16 protein-coding genes and 1 riboswitch are annotated in these 14,741 nt (G+C 72.5%); of the genes, 8 read left to right on the plus strand and 8 right to left on the minus strand.

Features of this window, described 5'->3' with window-relative positions; genetic code table 11:
- Positions 1-86: 86 nt before the first annotated feature.
- Positions 87-320 (plus strand): (2Fe-2S)-binding protein, encoded by a 234-nt coding sequence (locus ACSUPV_RS29930; protein WP_078650954.1) that lies wholly within the window; start codon positions 87-89, stop codon positions 318-320.
- Positions 321-329: 9 nt separating this feature from the next.
- Here ACSUPV_RS29930 and bfr read toward each other — a convergent pair whose 3' ends face one another.
- Positions 330-806 (minus strand): bacterioferritin, encoded by a 477-nt coding sequence (gene bfr / locus ACSUPV_RS29935; protein ID WP_031115786.1) that lies wholly within the window; start codon positions 804-806, stop codon positions 330-332.
- A 174-nt stretch (positions 807-980) separates the two neighbouring features.
- On the opposite strand from bfr, the gene ACSUPV_RS29940 reads away from it, so the two are divergent.
- The gene (locus ACSUPV_RS29940; protein WP_037765768.1) at positions 981-1,640 is read left to right on the plus strand and encodes a sulfite oxidase-like oxidoreductase; all 660 of its coding nucleotides are present in this window, start codon (positions 981-983) and stop codon (positions 1,638-1,640) included.
- 5 nt (positions 1,641-1,645) lie between these two features.
- Here ACSUPV_RS29940 and ACSUPV_RS29945 read toward each other — a convergent pair whose 3' ends face one another.
- From ACSUPV_RS29945 to thiO, 5 genes are all read right to left on the minus strand, one after another.
- Positions 1,646-2,524 carry a deoxyribonuclease IV gene (locus ACSUPV_RS29945; RefSeq protein ID WP_436948914.1) on the minus strand — a complete coding sequence of 293 codons (879 nt, stop codon included), beginning with the start codon at positions 2,522-2,524 and terminating at the stop codon, positions 1,646-1,648.
- Between the two features lie 86 nt (positions 2,525-2,610).
- On the minus strand, positions 2,611-4,545 hold the full coding sequence (gene pknB / locus ACSUPV_RS29950) for a Stk1 family PASTA domain-containing Ser/Thr kinase (RefSeq protein WP_436948915.1): 1,935 nt from the start codon (positions 4,543-4,545) through the stop codon (positions 2,611-2,613).
- A 94-nt stretch (positions 4,546-4,639) separates the two neighbouring features.
- A complete protein-coding gene (locus ACSUPV_RS29955; protein WP_436948916.1) occupies positions 4,640-5,437 on the minus strand; it encodes a thiazole synthase in 798 nt (265 codons plus the stop codon).
- Positions 5,438-5,439: 2 nt separating this feature from the next.
- Complete coding sequence (gene thiS / locus ACSUPV_RS29960; protein ID WP_031115781.1) at positions 5,440-5,640, minus strand: sulfur carrier protein ThiS; 201 nt, start codon at positions 5,638-5,640, stop codon at positions 5,440-5,442.
- Positions 5,637-6,806 carry a glycine oxidase ThiO gene (thiO, locus tag ACSUPV_RS29965; protein WP_037765761.1) on the minus strand — a complete coding sequence of 390 codons (1,170 nt, stop codon included), beginning with the start codon at positions 6,804-6,806 and terminating at the stop codon, positions 5,637-5,639. The genes thiS and thiO overlap by 4 nt, the downstream gene beginning before the upstream one ends.
- Positions 6,804-6,915, minus strand: a riboswitch (TPP riboswitch). Its footprint overlaps the gene before it by 3 nt.
- Before the next feature lie 55 nt (positions 6,916-6,970).
- Between thiO and ACSUPV_RS29970 the strand changes: the two genes are divergently transcribed.
- The 6 genes from ACSUPV_RS29970 to ACSUPV_RS29995 all read left to right on the plus strand — a co-directional run bounded on the left by ACSUPV_RS29970 (position 6,971) and on the right by ACSUPV_RS29995 (position 12,019).
- Entirely contained in the window at positions 6,971-7,321 is a 351-nt protein-coding gene (locus ACSUPV_RS29970; protein ID WP_031115778.1) for a hypothetical protein, read from the plus strand.
- Between the two features lie 32 nt (positions 7,322-7,353).
- Complete coding sequence (locus tag ACSUPV_RS29975; protein WP_436948917.1) at positions 7,354-8,595, plus strand: NAD(P)/FAD-dependent oxidoreductase; 1,242 nt, start codon at positions 7,354-7,356, stop codon at positions 8,593-8,595.
- A 90-nt stretch (positions 8,596-8,685) separates the two neighbouring features.
- Positions 8,686-9,051, plus strand: coding sequence for an Rv2175c family DNA-binding protein (locus tag ACSUPV_RS29980; protein ID WP_020274483.1), 366 nt, complete (start codon positions 8,686-8,688; stop codon positions 9,049-9,051).
- Positions 9,052-9,330: 279 nt separating this feature from the next.
- Complete coding sequence (gene thiE, locus ACSUPV_RS29985) at positions 9,331-9,990, plus strand: thiamine phosphate synthase (RefSeq protein WP_037765755.1); 660 nt, start codon at positions 9,331-9,333, stop codon at positions 9,988-9,990.
- A gap of 95 nt (positions 9,991-10,085) precedes the next feature.
- Positions 10,086-11,009, plus strand: a complete 924-nt coding sequence (gene metF, locus ACSUPV_RS29990; protein WP_031115775.1) for a methylenetetrahydrofolate reductase [NAD(P)H] — start codon at positions 10,086-10,088, stop codon at positions 11,007-11,009.
- Between the two features lie 56 nt (positions 11,010-11,065).
- Positions 11,066-12,019: a hypothetical protein gene (locus ACSUPV_RS29995; protein WP_037765750.1), complete on the plus strand. Its 954-nt coding sequence runs from the start codon at positions 11,066-11,068 to the stop codon at positions 12,017-12,019.
- 45 nt (positions 12,020-12,064) lie between these two features.
- On the opposite strand, the gene ACSUPV_RS30000 is transcribed toward ACSUPV_RS29995, so the two are convergent.
- Complete coding sequence (locus ACSUPV_RS30000; protein WP_382611123.1) at positions 12,065-13,555, minus strand: phytoene desaturase family protein; 1,491 nt, start codon at positions 13,553-13,555, stop codon at positions 12,065-12,067.
- Positions 13,556-14,073: 518 nt separating this feature from the next.
- Positions 14,074-14,703: a TetR/AcrR family transcriptional regulator gene (locus tag ACSUPV_RS30005; protein ID WP_037765744.1), complete on the minus strand. Its 630-nt coding sequence runs from the start codon at positions 14,701-14,703 to the stop codon at positions 14,074-14,076.
- Between the last annotated feature and the right edge of the window lie 38 nt (positions 14,704-14,741).

Genomic DNA, 14,741 nt, shown 5'->3' on the forward strand with positions numbered 1-14,741 from the left:
ACTTTTGCGGCTCGCACCCGACGGGTAAGGTTAGGTTAGCCTCACCGATCAACGGGGATGGCGTCACAGAGCAAGTCCCTCGGGAGGTGAACCGCGTGTACGTCTGCAGTTGCTTCGGGATCACCGAACAGCAGGTCAAGCAGCACGCGGACAGCGGTGCCTGCACCCCCCGCCAGATAGCCTCCGCCTGCAAGGCGGGCACGGACTGCGGGTCCTGTGTGCGCCGTATCCAGGCGATTCTGGGCAGGGGTGCCTGCCCTCGCCGTGAACTGGCCGACCGGGGCCAGCCGGTGCTCGCGGAGCTGGAGGACGCGGCCTGAGCGCAGGCCTCAGCTCGGCTGCTCGATCTGCTGCGCGATGTACAGCGCCTCGCCGAGCTTGTCGATCAGCTCCAGCTGCGTGTCCAGGTAGTCGATGTGGTGCTCCTCGTCCTCGAGGATCGACTCGAAGAGGTTCGCCGACGTGATGTCGCCCTTGCTGCGCATCACCTCGATGCCGCGCTTGAGGCGGTCGATCGCCTCGACCTCGATCTGACGGTCGGCCTGGAACATCTCGGTGACCGTCTGGCCGACCCGGACGTGGAAGAGCCGCTGGTAGTTGGGCAGACCGTCCAGCATGAGGATGCGCTCGGTGATCTTGTCCGCGTGCTTCATCTCGTCGATGGACTCTTCACGCGTGTACTTGGCGAGCTTGGTCCAGCCTTTGTTGTCCTGGATCCGGTAGTGCAGCCAGTACTGGTTGATCGCCGTCAGCTCGCCGGTCAGCTGCTCGTTGAGGAATTCGAGGACCTCGGGGTCGCCCTGCATCGCAGAGGCTCCTTCCACGGGGGGAACTGGCAGGTTGCGCCGCATGATTCCACCGGCGACGAAGATCGTCCAGTAAGTCTTCACTTACTAAGTAAGGGCATGCTTAGTTCTATTTGCCCCGTTTTGAAGTGACCCGGGTCAGGGGCATCACCCGGGGTCTGTCAGGATGGAGTCATGGGTCAGCCGCTGGAGCACGAATCGGAAGAAGGGCGCGATTCAGCAGGAGCAGCAGGAGCGACGCAGCCCGGCCTGCCGCCGGGGCAGCGGGTGCAGCGCGGCTGGCCGGTCACGCACTACGGGCCCGTCCCCAAGTTCCGGCCCGAGCGCTGGGAGTTCCGGGTCTTCGGCGCCACCGCCGACGGCGGCAAGCACTGCTGGTCCCACGAGGAGTTCACGGCCCTGCCGCACACCACCGTCGTGGCCGATCTGCACTGCGTCACGAAGTTCAGCATGCTGGGCGCCGAGTGGGGCGGCATCCCCGCCCGCACGATCCTCGACATCGCCCCGCCCGCGGACGACGTCACCCATGTGATGGTGTGGGCCGAGTACGGATTCAGCTCCAACCTGCGCCTGTCCGACTTCGCCGACGAGCGCGTCCTGTTCGCCACCCACAAGGACGGCGAGCTGCTCACCGCCGAGCACGGCTTCCCGCTGCGCCTGATCGTGCCCCACCTGTACGCCTGGAAGGGCCCCAAGTGGGTGCGCGGCGTGGAGTACATGACCGCCGACCGGCGGGGCTTCTGGGAGGAGCGCGGCTACCACAACATCGGCGACCCCTGGCAGGAGCAGCGCTACTCGTACCAGGAGGAGCCGGGGGACGGCCCCGACCTCTGAGGAGGTCAGCCGTCGCGCAGCTTCTTCAGCCGCTCCACGTCCGCCGCGTGCCCCTCCTTGCCGCCCGGCGTCTCGATGATCAGCGGTACGCCCTCGGTCGCGGGGTGCGTCATCAGCGCCCGGAACGGGTCCTCGCCGATGTGACCGACGCCGATGTTCTCGTGCCGGTCCTTGTGGGCGCCCACCACGTCCTTGGAGTCGTTGGCGTGGATCAGCTTCAGGCGGCCCTCGCCGACCGTGTCCACCAGCAGGTCCAGCGTCTGGTGCATGCCGCTCGGGCCGGTCAGGTCGTGCCCGGCGGCGAAGATGTGGCAGGTGTCCAGGCACACGCCGAGCATCGGGTGGGCGTCCAGCGCCTCGAAGTACGGGCCGAAGTCCCATGTCCGTGAGCACAGGGAGGCGCCCTGGCCGGCGGTCGACTCCAGCAGCAGGTACGGGTCGTCGTCGTGGGTCAGCTCGTCGAGCAGCGGCAGCAGGTGCTCCCGGACCTGCTTCAACGCCACGGACCGCTCCCGGCCGCCGGTCGCACTGCCCGTGTGCACGACCACGCCCAGCGCCCCGATGTCCCGCCCGCGCCGCAGCGAGTGCCGCAGCGACTCCACCGACCGCTCCACGGTGGCCTCGGTGTGCGAGCCGAAGTTGATCAAGTAGGGGGCGTGCACGTACGCGGGGATCGACTCGGCCGCGCACGCGGCGCGGAACGCCTCGTCCTGCTTCGGGTTCCCGGCCGGTGTGGCCCAGCCGCGCGGGTTGGCGACGAAGACCTGCACGGTCTCCGCCTTCAGGTCACGGGCGTACGACAGGCCGACGGAGTGGAGCCCGCCGGCCACGGGGACGTGGCCGCCCACGGGGTTGCGGGAGGGGCCGGACAGCTGATCGTTCACCCGTTCAGGGTGTCATGCGCCCGACCGTGCTCCGGCCAGGGGCTCCGCGTCCGGCCATGATCCGTGCGGGAGCGACTCGCCCGACGTCACCTGATCCTGATCGTGATCGTGGAGCCCTTGGGCGCCGTCTCGCCGCCCTTGACCGACTGGTCCTCGACGGTGTCGCCGAACAGGCCGAGCAGACCGCGGTCCTCGTCGACCTGGAACCCGGCGCCCTCCAGCGCCTGCCGGGCGTCGTCGACGCTGTCGCCGACCACGTCCGGGACCTCGACCATCTCGGGGCCCTTGGACAGCGTCAGCGTGACCGTGTCGCCCTCGGCGGCCTGTCCGCCGGGGGTCGGGCTCTGCTTGGCGACCTGGCCCTTGTCGAACTCGGAGGAGGTGACCCGCTCGGTGGCGATCTTCACCTTGAGGCCGGCGTCCTGCAGCTCGGCCCGGGCGTCGGCCAGGTCGTCACCGGTGACGTCGGGGATGTCGACGGGGCTGCCCTTGCTGACCACCAGCGCCACGGCCGTGCCCGCGCGCACCTGCGTGCCGTCCGCGGGCCGCGCGGAGATCACCGAGCCGCGCGGGACGTCCTCGCTGAACTCACGGGTGACCATGCCCGGCTCCAGCCCGTCCTGCTTGAGCTGGGCCCGGGCCTTGTCCAGCGTCCGGCCCTCCAGGGCGGGCACCCGCACGGTCTCGGGGCCGTCGGAGAGGGTGATGCTCACCGCGTCGTTGCCGCGGATGCGCGTACCGGCCTTCGGGTCGCTGCTGATGACCTGGCCGCGCTCCACGGTGTCGCTGTAGGCGTGCTTCACCGTGCCGAGCTCCAGGCCCGCGTCCCGCAGCCGGTCCTCGGCCTGGGCCTGGGTCTTCGACAGCAGCGGGGGGACCTCGGTGAACTGGCCCGAGTTGATGTACCAGACGCCCGCGCCGAGACCGAGCACGAGCAGGACGGCGACGACGATCGCCATCGGGCCGCGCCGGGGACCCGAGCGGCGCCGGGACGGCGGGGGCGGCGGGGACTGGAAGCGGCTGGTGCGGTGGAGCACCGCCTCGCCGGCCTCGTCGTCCTCGTTCACCGGCAGCGGGCGGGGTGTCGTGAGCGCGCGCGGGATCACGCTCGTCCGGTCGTCGGCGTTGTCGTGCTCCGCGGTGAGCGCCTGGGGCGGGACCACGTCCAGCTGGTCCGCGCTCAGCCGGCTGCGCCCGTCGCGGACCTGCGCGAGCAGCGCCACCGCGTCGTGCGGGCGGATCTCCGGGGTGCGGGCGGTCGCCGAGGCGACCATCTCGTCCAGCTCGTACGCGAGACCCGGCACGGCGGCCGAGGGCGGCGGGACGTCCTCGTGCAGGTGCTTGTAGAGGATGACGGCGGGGGAGTCCCCGTCGTGCGGCTTGTCGCCGGTGAGCATCTCGTAGAGCATCACCCCGCACGCGTACACGTCGACGCGGGGGTCGGCGGTGCCGTTCTCTATCTGCTCGGGGGCGAGGTACGAGACCGTGCCGAGGACCGTGCCGGTGGTGTTCGTCACCGTGTCCACGGCCCGGACGAGGCCGAAGTCGGCGACCTTGACCCGGCCGTCGTCCCCTATCAGGACGTTCTCGGGTTTCATGTCCCGGTGCACGAACCCGGCGCGGTGGGCGGCGCCCAGGGCGGCCAGCACCGGCTCCAGGATGTCCAGGGCGGCCCGCGGCTGCAGGGCCCCGCGCTCGCGCAGCACGTCCCGCAGGGTGCAGCCCGCCACGTACTCCATGGCGAGGTAGACGTAGGAGCCGTCGGTGCCCTGGTCGAAGACCTGCACCACGTTCGGGTGGGCCAGCCGGGCGACCGACTTCGCCTCGCGGATGAACCGCTCGACGAACGAGCCGTCGACCGCGAGCGAGGGGTGCATCACCTTGAGCGCGAGGACCCGGTCGAGGCGGGTGTCCACGGCCCGGTAGACCGTGGCCATCCCGCCGACCGCGATCCGCGCGTCGATGCGGTACCGGCCGTCGAGCAGCTGCCCGACCAAGGGGTCCTGAAGGGTCGTGTCCACGCAGGCGAGTGTACGAGCCACCACTGTCACCCCGCGCAGCACGCCGAAGATCGCACCGGTACTGCAGCCGACCTGTGACGTGCCCGGCGCACCCTCACCCGAAGGCGGGCCGCTCCGGGTCCAGCGCCGCCCTGCCCTCCGCGGGCGACGACGCCTCCGCGAAGTGCCGCCGCGGGATCCGCCCCGCCCGGTACGCCAGCCGCCCGGCCTCCACCGCGTGCCGCATGGCGTCGGCCATCAACACCGGCTCCTGGGCCCGCGTCACCGCCGAGGCGAGCATCACACCGGCGCACCCCAGCTCCATCGCCAGCGCCGCGTCCGACGCCGTCCCGGCGCCCGCGTCCAGGATCACCGGCACGCGCGCGTGCTCGACGATCAGCTGGAAGTTGTGCGGGTTGCGGATGCCGAGCCCGGAGCCGATGGGCGAGCCGAGCGGCATGATCGCCGCGCAGCCCACGTCCTCGAGCTTGCGGGCCAGCACGGGGTCGTCGTTGGTGTACGGCAGCACCGTGAAGCCGTCGTCGACGAGCGTCTCGGCCGCCTCCAGCAGCTCGATCGGGTCCGGCAGCAGCGTGCGCTCGTCGGCGATGACCTCCAGCTTGATCAGGTCGGTGCCGAGGGCCTCGCGCGCGAGCCGGGCCGTGAGGACGGCCTCCCCGGCGGTGAAGCAGCCCGCCGTGTTGGGCAGCACGCTGATGCCGAGCTTCTCCAGGACGGACAGCACCGAGCCGTGCACCGAGGGGTTCACGCGGCGCATGGCGACGGTCGTCAGCTCCGTCCCGGAGGCGACCAGCGACCGCTCCAGCACGTCGAGGCTGGGCGCCCCGCCCGTGCCCATGATCAGGCGGGACGTGAAGGACGTACCCCCGAGGACGAACGGATCGTCGGCCATGGTCAGCCTCCTTGGACGGCGGTGAGGACTTCCACGCGGTCCCCCTCGGAGAGGGGCGTGGACGGCCACTGCGTGCGCGGGACGACGGTTTCGTTGAGGGCGGCGGCCACTCCCGAGGGCGAGGTGGTCAGCGACTTCACGACGGTGTCGAGAGCCGTGCCGGGCCGGACGTCCCGGGGCTCCCCGTTGACGGAGATGTTCATGCGGGCTGCTCCGTGAGTGCGGTGGCGGTACTGAAGCGCTTCGGTGTGAAGGGGCGGGCCTCCTCGGGGAGGTCGCCCGTCGCCAGGGCGTGCGCCAGGGCGTCGCCGGTGACCGGCGTGAGCAGGACGCCGTTGCGGTAGTGCCCGGTGGCCAGCAGCAGTCCGTCGAGGCCGGTCGGGCCGAGCAGCGGCGCGTTGTCGGGCGAGCCGGGGCGCAGTCCGGCGCGGGTCTCGGTGAGCGGCAGTTCGGTGATGCCGGGGACCAGCTCGTGCGCGTCGCGCAGCAGCTCGTAGACGCCGCCCGCGGTGACGGTGGTGTCCCAGCCCAGCTCCTCGCTGGTCGCCCCGATCACCAGCTCGCCGCTCTCGCGCGGCACCAGGTAGACGTGGCTGCCGCGCACGACCGCGCGCACGGTCCGGCTGAGGAACGGTCCGTGCCGTCCCGGCATGGTCAGCCGGACGACCTGCCCCTTCACCGGCCGCACGGGCGGCAGCACGTCCTCCGGGACGCCCGCGAGCCGCCCGCTCAGGCTGCCCCCGGCCAGCACGACCTGCCCGGCGCCCAGCTCGGTCCCGTCGGCGGTGACGACACCGGTGGCCCGGTCCCCCACGACGGTCAGCCGCTCCGCCCACGCGTGGTGGAAGACCACGCCCGCCCGCTCGCACGCGGCCAGCAGCGCCCCGGCCAGGCGCCGCGGGTCGATCTGGTGGTCGCCGTCGACCCGCAGCCCGCCGCGCACGCCCGGCGCGAGCATCGGCTCCAGACGGCGGCACTCTCGCCCCGACAGCCACTGCGACTCCAGGCCCGACTGCTGCTGCAGGGCGTGCAGTTCGCGCAGGTGGGCCCGGTCGTCGGCGTCCAGCGCCACGGCGAGCGTGCCGCACCGCCGGTAGCCGAGGTCGTGGCCGGTCAGCTCGGTGAGCTCGGCCGCGAAGTCCGGGTAGCGGCGGGCGGAGGCGAGGTTCAGGCCGAGCAGGGTCTGTTCGCCGTAGTGCAGCTCCGTGACGGCGGCCAGCATCCCGGCCGCCACCTGAGCGGCGCCGCCACCCGGCTCGGGGTCCGCCACGGCCGTGGCGAACCCGCGTTGCGCGGCCCGCCACGCGGTGACCAGGCCGATGATCCCGCCCCCGATGACGAGGACGTCTGACGTGCGCGTACGCGACATGGGCGTCCAGCCCCTCCCTTCGCCGGCATGACCCGGATCAGGTTCGTACGGTCGGAGGCCGCCAGCCTCCCTCTCAGCCCGGTGCGTCCGGGCTCCCGCGAGTGCCTTACGTTGGCCACCCACCCTAGCCCGATGCCACATGCCGCAGTAAGGGAGCCACCGCCATGGCCCGGTCCCTCGACGGACTCGTCCTCGCCCCCGTCGCCGACCAGGCACCCGGCCAGGTGGGGACCCGCACCCGGTTCACGTACCACGAGAAGGACGGCGAGGTCTGGGCCGAGTACGCGGGCGGCGACGTCGTACGCGGGCATCTCGTGGGTACCCGGGAGGGCGACAGACTGGACTTCCGGTACGTACAGCTCAAGGGGGATGGGACCACCTCCTCCGGGCACTGCGTGTCGACGGTCGTGGAACTGCCCGACGGGCGGGTGCGGCTGGAGGAGAGCTGGGAGTGGGAGTCCCAGGCGGGCAGCGGAACCAGCGTTGTGGAGCAGGTCACGGCGGATGAGCACTGACTGACGAAATGTCAGTTGTCTATGGTGATCAGGTGAGCGAGCAGACGCAGGAACCAGGTTCGTCCGCGCCGCGGCGCGTGGTCGTGGCGGGCGCGGGCATGGCCGGTGTGCAGACCGCCGTCGCCCTGCGCGAGCAGGGCTTCACCGGCACCGTGCTCCTGATCGGCGCCGAACCCCACCAGCCGTACGACCGGCCCCCTTTGTCCAAGGCCGTCCTGCTCGGCAAAGCGGAGGGCTCCGCCTTCGACGTCGACTTCGAGGCCCTCGGCATCGAGCTGCGCCTCGGCTGCGAGGTGCTCGGCCTGCGCCCCGGAGACCACGAGCTCGCCACCGAGAACGGGGCCGTGCCGTACGACGTCCTGGTCGTCGCGACCGGCGCCGAACCCGTCCGGCTGCCCGGCGCGGAGGGCGTGCCCGGTGTGCATCTGCTGCGCACCCTGGACGACGCCGAGCGGCTGCGTCCGGTGCTGGCCCGCCAGCACGACATCGTGGTCGTCGGCGCGGGCTGGATCGGCGCGGAGTTCGCCACGGCCGCGCGCGAGGCGGGCTGCGCGGTGACCGTCGTGGAGGCCGCCGAACGGCCGCTGGCCGGGGCGCTGCCCGCCGAGGTCGCCGCCCCGATGGCCCGCTGGTACGAGGACGCGGGCGCCGTGCTGCGCACCCACGCGCGCGTGGCGCGCGTCGAGCCCGGCGCGGTGCTCCTCGACGACGGCTCCCGGCTGCCCGCGGACGCGGTCGTCGTCGGCATCGGCGCCCGCCCGGCGACGGCGTGGCTGGCCGGCTCCGGGGTCGAGCTCGGCGCCCACGGCGAGATCGTGGCCGACGAGCACCTGCGCACCTCCGCGCCGGACGTCTACGCGGTCGGCGACTGCGCCTCCTTCCCCTCGGGCCGGTACGGCGAGCGCCTGCTCGTGCACCACTGGGACAACGCCCTCCAGGGCCCGCGCACGGTCGCGTCGAACATCATCGGCCGGGCCACCGGCGAGACCCCGGCGGTCTACGACCCGGTGCCGTACTTCTGGTCCGAGCAGTTCGGACGGTTCGTGCAGTACGCCGGGCACCACGCGGCCGCCGACACCGCGCTGTGGCGGGGTGACCCGTCCGGTCCCGCCTGGACGGTCTGCTGGCTGCGCGGGGACCGGCTGGTGGCGCTGCTGGCGGTGGGCCGCCCCCGGGACCTGGCGCAGGGCCGCCGCCTGATCGAGGCGGGCGCGCCGATGGATCCGGTGCTGCTCCAGGACCCGGCGAGGCCCCTGAAAGCGGCCACGGCGTAGGGCCCGGGCGCCCGGTCCCGCCCCGGCGCGTCCGCCCAGGTGGACCGGGCCGACTTCCGACTGTCAGTGGTGGATGGCAGGCTGGTTTCCGTGACCGAGATTGACGCAAAGATCGATGCTCTCGTCCCCGCCTGGCTCACCCTCCCCGACATCGCCGAACAGCTCGGCGTCGAGGTGACGCGTGTGCGGCAGCTGGTCAAGGAGGGCCAGCTCATCGCCGTACGCCGTGGTGAGAACCGCGCGCTGCACGTCCCCGCCGCCTTCATCGACGGGGACAAGGTCGTCAAGGGCCTGTCCGGCACCCTGACGCTCCTGCGGGACGACGGCTTCACGGTCGAAGAGATGCTGGAGTGGCTGTTCACCCCCGACCCGTCCCTGCCCGGCACGCCGGCGCAGGCGCTGAGCGAGAACCGCGGCACGGAGGTGAAGCGCCGCGCCCAGGCACTCGCGGTCTGACCCGACCTCGACCGAACAACCGTCCGGCGCCGCGCGAGCGGGGCCGGCCCGAACAACCCGCCCGGTGTGGGCCGTGGCCCGTGGGGGTCACGGCCCGGGGGCCGGGCGTGCCCGTGCGAGGCCGTGAGCGCCCCCGGCGGCCCGGGAAGGGGCGTAGGGTGCCCGAGGTGTCGCGGCGGGACAGGGGCGCTCCCGCAGCCGTAGGGGCGCTCCCGCAGCCGTACGGCACCGACGCACCCGCGGGCCCGCCCGCGCCACCGACACCCAGGGGGGACACGCATGTCCGGCACCGCCACCACCGCACGGGCCCAGCTCGCCGACGCCCGGGTCTACCTGTGCACCGACGCCCGCACGCGGCAGGGCGACCTCGTGGAGTTCCTCGACGCCGTGCTGGCCGGCGGGGTCGACATCGTGCAGCTGCGGGACAAGGGCATGGAGGCCGCCGAGGAGCTGGAGCACCTGGCCGTCTTCGCCGAGGCCTGCGCCCGGCACGGCAAGCTCCTCGCGGTCAACGACCGGGCGGACGTCGCCCACGCCGCCGGTTCCGACGTGCTCCATCTCGGCCAGGGCGACCTCCCGGTCCCCGCGGCCCGGGCGATCCTCGGCGACGACGTCCTGATCGGCCGCTCCACCCACGCCGAGTCCGAGGCCGCCGCGGCCGCCGTCCAGGACGGCGTGGACTACTTCTGTACCGGCCCGTGCTGGCCGACCCCCACCAAGCCCGGCCGCCACGCCCCCGGCCTGGACCTCGTCCGGTCCACCGCGGCCCTCGGCACCGACCGGCCCTGGTTCGCCATCGGCGGCATCGACCTCGGCAACCTCGACCAGGTCCTGGAAGCCGGGGCCCGGCGCGTGGTCGTCGTCCGGGCGATCACCGAGGCCGACGACCCGGGTGCGGCGGCGTCCGAATTCGCGAAGCGGCTGCGCGAGAAGGAGTGACGCCGGGCTGTCCAAGGAGTGGACAGCAAGTAGACAAATAGGTCAAATATCCGCGTTCGGTTGGGAGAGCGACCGCCCCTGGCTAACCTGCCGGTATGGCCCTCGGCACCGCATCCATCAGATCGGACCACGCGCGCACCGTCCGCGACATGCTCGCGACCGGCAAGACGACGTACTCGTTCGAGTTCTACGCCCCCAAGACACCGAAGGGCGAGCGGAACCTGTGGAACGCGCTGCGCCGGGTCGAGGCGGTGGCACCCGACTTCGTCTCCGTGACCTACGGCGCCGGCGGCTCCACCCGCGCGGGCACGGTCAAGGCGACCGAGGCGATCGCCTCCGACACCACCCTCACGCCGATCGCCCACCTCACCGCGGTCGACCACTCGGTGGCCGACCTGCGCAACATCATCGGGCAGTACGCCGACGCCGGGATCCGCAACATGCTCGCCCTGCGCGGCGACCCGCCCGGCGACCCGATGGGCGAGTGGGTGCCCCACCCCCGGGGTCTGGCCTACGCCGCCGAGCTCGTCGAGCTGATCAAGGCGTCCGGCGACTTCTGTGTGGGCGTCGCCGCCTTCCCGGCGATGCACCCGCGCTCCACCGACTGGGACACCGACGTCCGCCACTTCGTCGACAAGTGCCGCGCGGGCGCGGACTACGCCATCACGCAGATGTTCTTCCACCCGGAGGACTACCTCCGGCTGCGCGACCGCGTCTCGGCCGCCGGCTGCGACACCCCGATCATTCCCGAGGTCATGCCGATCGCGAGCGTGAAGACGTTGGAGCGGATCGGGTCCCTCACCAACGCGTCGTTCCCGGCCGCCCTGAAAGAGCGGATCCTCACAGCAAAAGACGATCCGGCCGCTGTACGCTCCATTGGGATCGAATTCGCCACGGAGTTCTGTGCGCGGCTGCTCGCCGAGGGTGTGCCCGGCTTGCACTTCATCACGCTCAACAACTCCACCGCGACACTGGAAATCTACGAGAACCTGGGCCTGCACCACCCGGCGCAGGCCTAGACCGTTCGCACCGGTATACGACACACTGCGTAGCGGCCACTGGGAGAGGGGCGTACATGGGCTGGGCGGTCCTCTACATCGCGTTCGGCGTCGTCGCGCTGTGGCTGCTGGGCGAGGTGCTGCTGCAGTACAAGGCGCGGCTGCGCTGGCGACTGCTGGCCTTCGTCGGCTTCCTCGGTGTCGTGGTCGGTGTCCTGATCCCGTCGGTCGTCGTGATCGGACTCGGCGCGGCCGCCTTCGCGGTAGGCCAGACCTACGTCACCCTGTCCTTCCGCAGCGGCTTCGCGTCCGGCTGGGCCATGAACGCGCCGATGCTGGGCGGCAGCAAGCGCCGCCGCGGTGAACGCGGCCGCCAGGAGCCGACCCTGGAGGTCTCCGGCCTGGAGGCGGCCGACGGCGGCTACGGCGACGAGGACGCCGACCACCGCCGCGACAGCGTCGCCTACGGCCACGACGACTACGACCGCGACGACGACTACGACCGCGACGACGTCTTCACGCCGTCGCGGCCGGCCCGGGCGGCGGACGCCGAGACCACCGCCGTCTACGAGCCGCAGCCCGTGCCCGACGAGACCGGCTCCTACGGCGTCTACGGCGACACCGGATACCAGGCCCAGTCCCACGACCAGTACGCCGCCCAGGCCGGCGACGCGTCCTACGCCTACGACTACTCGGGCTACGGCCAGCAGCAGGGCTACGACGCCACCGGCCAGCAGCAGTACGCCGCCTACTCGGACCCGTACATCGGCTCGTCCACCTACGGCCCGGGCGGGTACGACACCACCGGCTACGGCGACCAGCAGTACTACGGCCAGCAGCAGGGATACGGGCAGGACCAGTACGCCGGCACCTACGGCGGCGAGACGCCGCCCGGCGGCGTCTGGGTCCCGCAGCAGCGCAACACCGACGAGTACGGGCAGGAACTGCCGCCGGAGCAGCCGTACCCGTACCAGGGCGGCGGGCAGCAGCAGACGCACGGGAACGGCTTCGACGAGCAGTACCGTTTCTGAAGCCTGAGTTCCGATTCCGAGGCCAAGGCTCCGAGGCGGGGCCGGTCACTGCGAGCCCCGGAAGTCCGGTCCCTCCACGATCAGTCCCGCGACGAGCGCGCCCGACATGCCCGCGTGCGGCAGTCCGCCGCCGGGGTGAGCCCAGCCGCCGACCGCGAACAGTCCTGGCAGACGGGTGCTGTTGGACGGGTGCAGCAGACGCCCCCCGGCCGCCGCCAGCGCCGGTACGGGCACCGAACCGTCCTCCGCGCCCGTCGCCTCCGCGATGTCGGCCGGGGTACGCACCTCGTGCCAGAGGAGGCGGTCGCGCAGGTCGGGCACGGCCCGTTCGGCGACCGAGATCATGTGTGCGGCGAGGTCCTCGCAGGACCGGTCGGGCCGGGCGGGAACCACCGTCGTGAGGGTGACCGCCTCGTGCTCCTCCGGGGCCGACCGCGGGTCGCCGGGCCGCAGCACCGTCACGGTCGGATCCGCGTGCCGCGCCGCCGCGCCGAACAGGGCGTCCAACTCCGCCTCCCGGTCCTGGGTGTGGACCACCGTGCGATGGGCGGTGCCCTCGGGGCGGGCGCCGCGCAGGGCGAGCAGGACCGTCAGCCGTCCGGCCGCCGCCCGCTGAGCGGGCACCTCGCCGTCGCCGCGCACCGCATGGCCCGCCGTGAGCCGGTCCAGCACGCCGGGTGCCACTCCGGCCACCACGAAGTCGGCCTCCGCGACCGTCCCGTCCGCGAACTCCACCCCTGAGGCCCGGCCGTCCTTCTCCAGCACGCCGGTGACCTCGGCGCCGAAACGGAACTCGACCTTCCGGGCCAGGCATCGCTCGTACACCGCGCGCGCCAGCTCCCGCATGCCCCCGCGCACGTACCAGGTGCCGAAGGCGTGCTCCATGTACGGAAGGACCGCCGCGCTCGCCGGGGTGACCCGGGGATCCAGGCCCTGCGCCAGGGCGTAGTTCTCAAGGAGGGCGGCGAGCCGGGGGTCGCGCAGCTCCCAGGCGCCGACCTCGGCGAGTATGCCCGCCCGGCGGGTGCGCAGCAGTCGCTTGTGGGGCACCGCCGGGTAGGGCTCGCGGTCCGCCAGCACCTGCCAGTTCGGCCACAGCGGCTCCTCCAGGAGGGGCCGGCGGGTCCGGTCCCAGGCCTCGCGGGCCCGGACCAGGAAGTCGCCCCAGCGCTTTCCCGCGCCCGAGCCGAGGGCCTCGTCCAGCGCGGCGACGACGCCCGCGCGCGAGGCGTTCGGCAGGGACACCGCCGTGCCGTCCGCGAACACGTGCCGGGACGACGGGTCGACCTGGACCAGCTCGACACACGCCTCCAGCGGCTCCTTGCCGGTCTTGACGAACAGGTCGCGGTAGACGGCGGGCAGCGGGAGCAGGGCGGGGCCCGTGTCGAAGGAGAACCCGTCGCGCTCGAAGCGGCGCAGCGCCCCGCCGTACGTGTCCGTCCGCTCGTACACCGCCACCCGGTGGCCCGCGACGGCCAGCCGGGCGGCGGCCGACAGCGCGCCCATCCCGGCGCCGATCACCGCAATCCGTGCCATGCCAGGGACTTTATCCGCCCCCACCGACAGTCCCCACCGACAGTCCCCACCGACAGTCCCCACCGACAGTCCCCATCGACAGCCTCGCCGGCCACCTCCCGAGTACGGGCGCGGAGGTGATCGTGACCAGTCGCCCGAGGAGCGCTCTGGGGCCGGGTGCGCAGCACTGAGTATCCGTACCTAGTGAGGGAGTTGAGTACGCGCGCGGATGGGGAGCGACCTGCGAAAACGAGAGAGTGGAGTCACGGAGAGGGGCACGGCTCCGGCACCGGCGACACGGGGCGCCGGAACGGGGCTGGCCCACGATCCGCTCCTTCCGCCGACGCTGTCGGCGGGAGCGAGGCACGGGGGAGAACCGGGGGACGACCGCAACGGGGGTCCTGCGGGGGGACGTACGGGGGAGCAGGAAAACGGGGGAGCAGGAAAACGGGGGAGCAGGGAAGGCGCCGGTTCGAGGTGGCCCGCGGGGGACGCGGCCACAGCGGACCGGCGCTTTCACGTCCGCACCGGCCGCGCCGTCAACGGCAGCCGCTCACCCGCCCCTGGAGCAGCCGGGACAGCGCCGCGTGGACGTCGTCCAGGGAGCGTTCCGGCTGGAAGGACTTCCAGTCGAGCGCGGCCACCAGGACCATGCCGACCAGAGCCGCCGCCGTCAGCGGCACGTCGATCTCCTCGCTGAACTCGCCGTTGTCGACACCCTCGCGCAGGACGCCCTCGACGACCGCGACGGCCTCCTGCCGCACCACCATCAGCGTCGACTGCCAGGCCCGGTTGGTGCGCCACAGCTCGGCCACGTAGAGCTGGGTGAAGGCCGGGTAGCGGTCGATGAAGACCAGGCCCGCGCGGATCATCGCGTCGAGGGCGTCGACCTTGCCGCCGCCGTCCCGGGCGGTCCGCTCGGCCGCCTCCCTGAGGGAGGCGGTGAGGAGCCCCACCCCGTGGCGCAGCAGTTCCTCGAAGAGGACGGACTTGCTCGCGAAGTTGTAGTAGACGGTGCCCTTAGCGACCCCGGCACGCTCGGCGATCTCGTCCACGGTCGTGGCGGAGAACCCCTGCTCGGCGATGAGCGTGACGGCCGCTTCGTAGAGCTTCTGCCGGGTGGCCTCGCGGCGCGTGCTGCCGCCCGACGCGGCACTGCTGCTTTCCATGGCCCTGATTGTCACAGGAACCTTTCCCGGAGACGTGA

The sequence above is a fragment of the Streptomyces sp. SudanB52_2052 genome (assembly GCF_964272415.1).
Classification (GTDB): Bacteria; Actinomycetota; Actinomycetes; order Streptomycetales; family Streptomycetaceae; genus Streptomyces; species Streptomyces olindensis.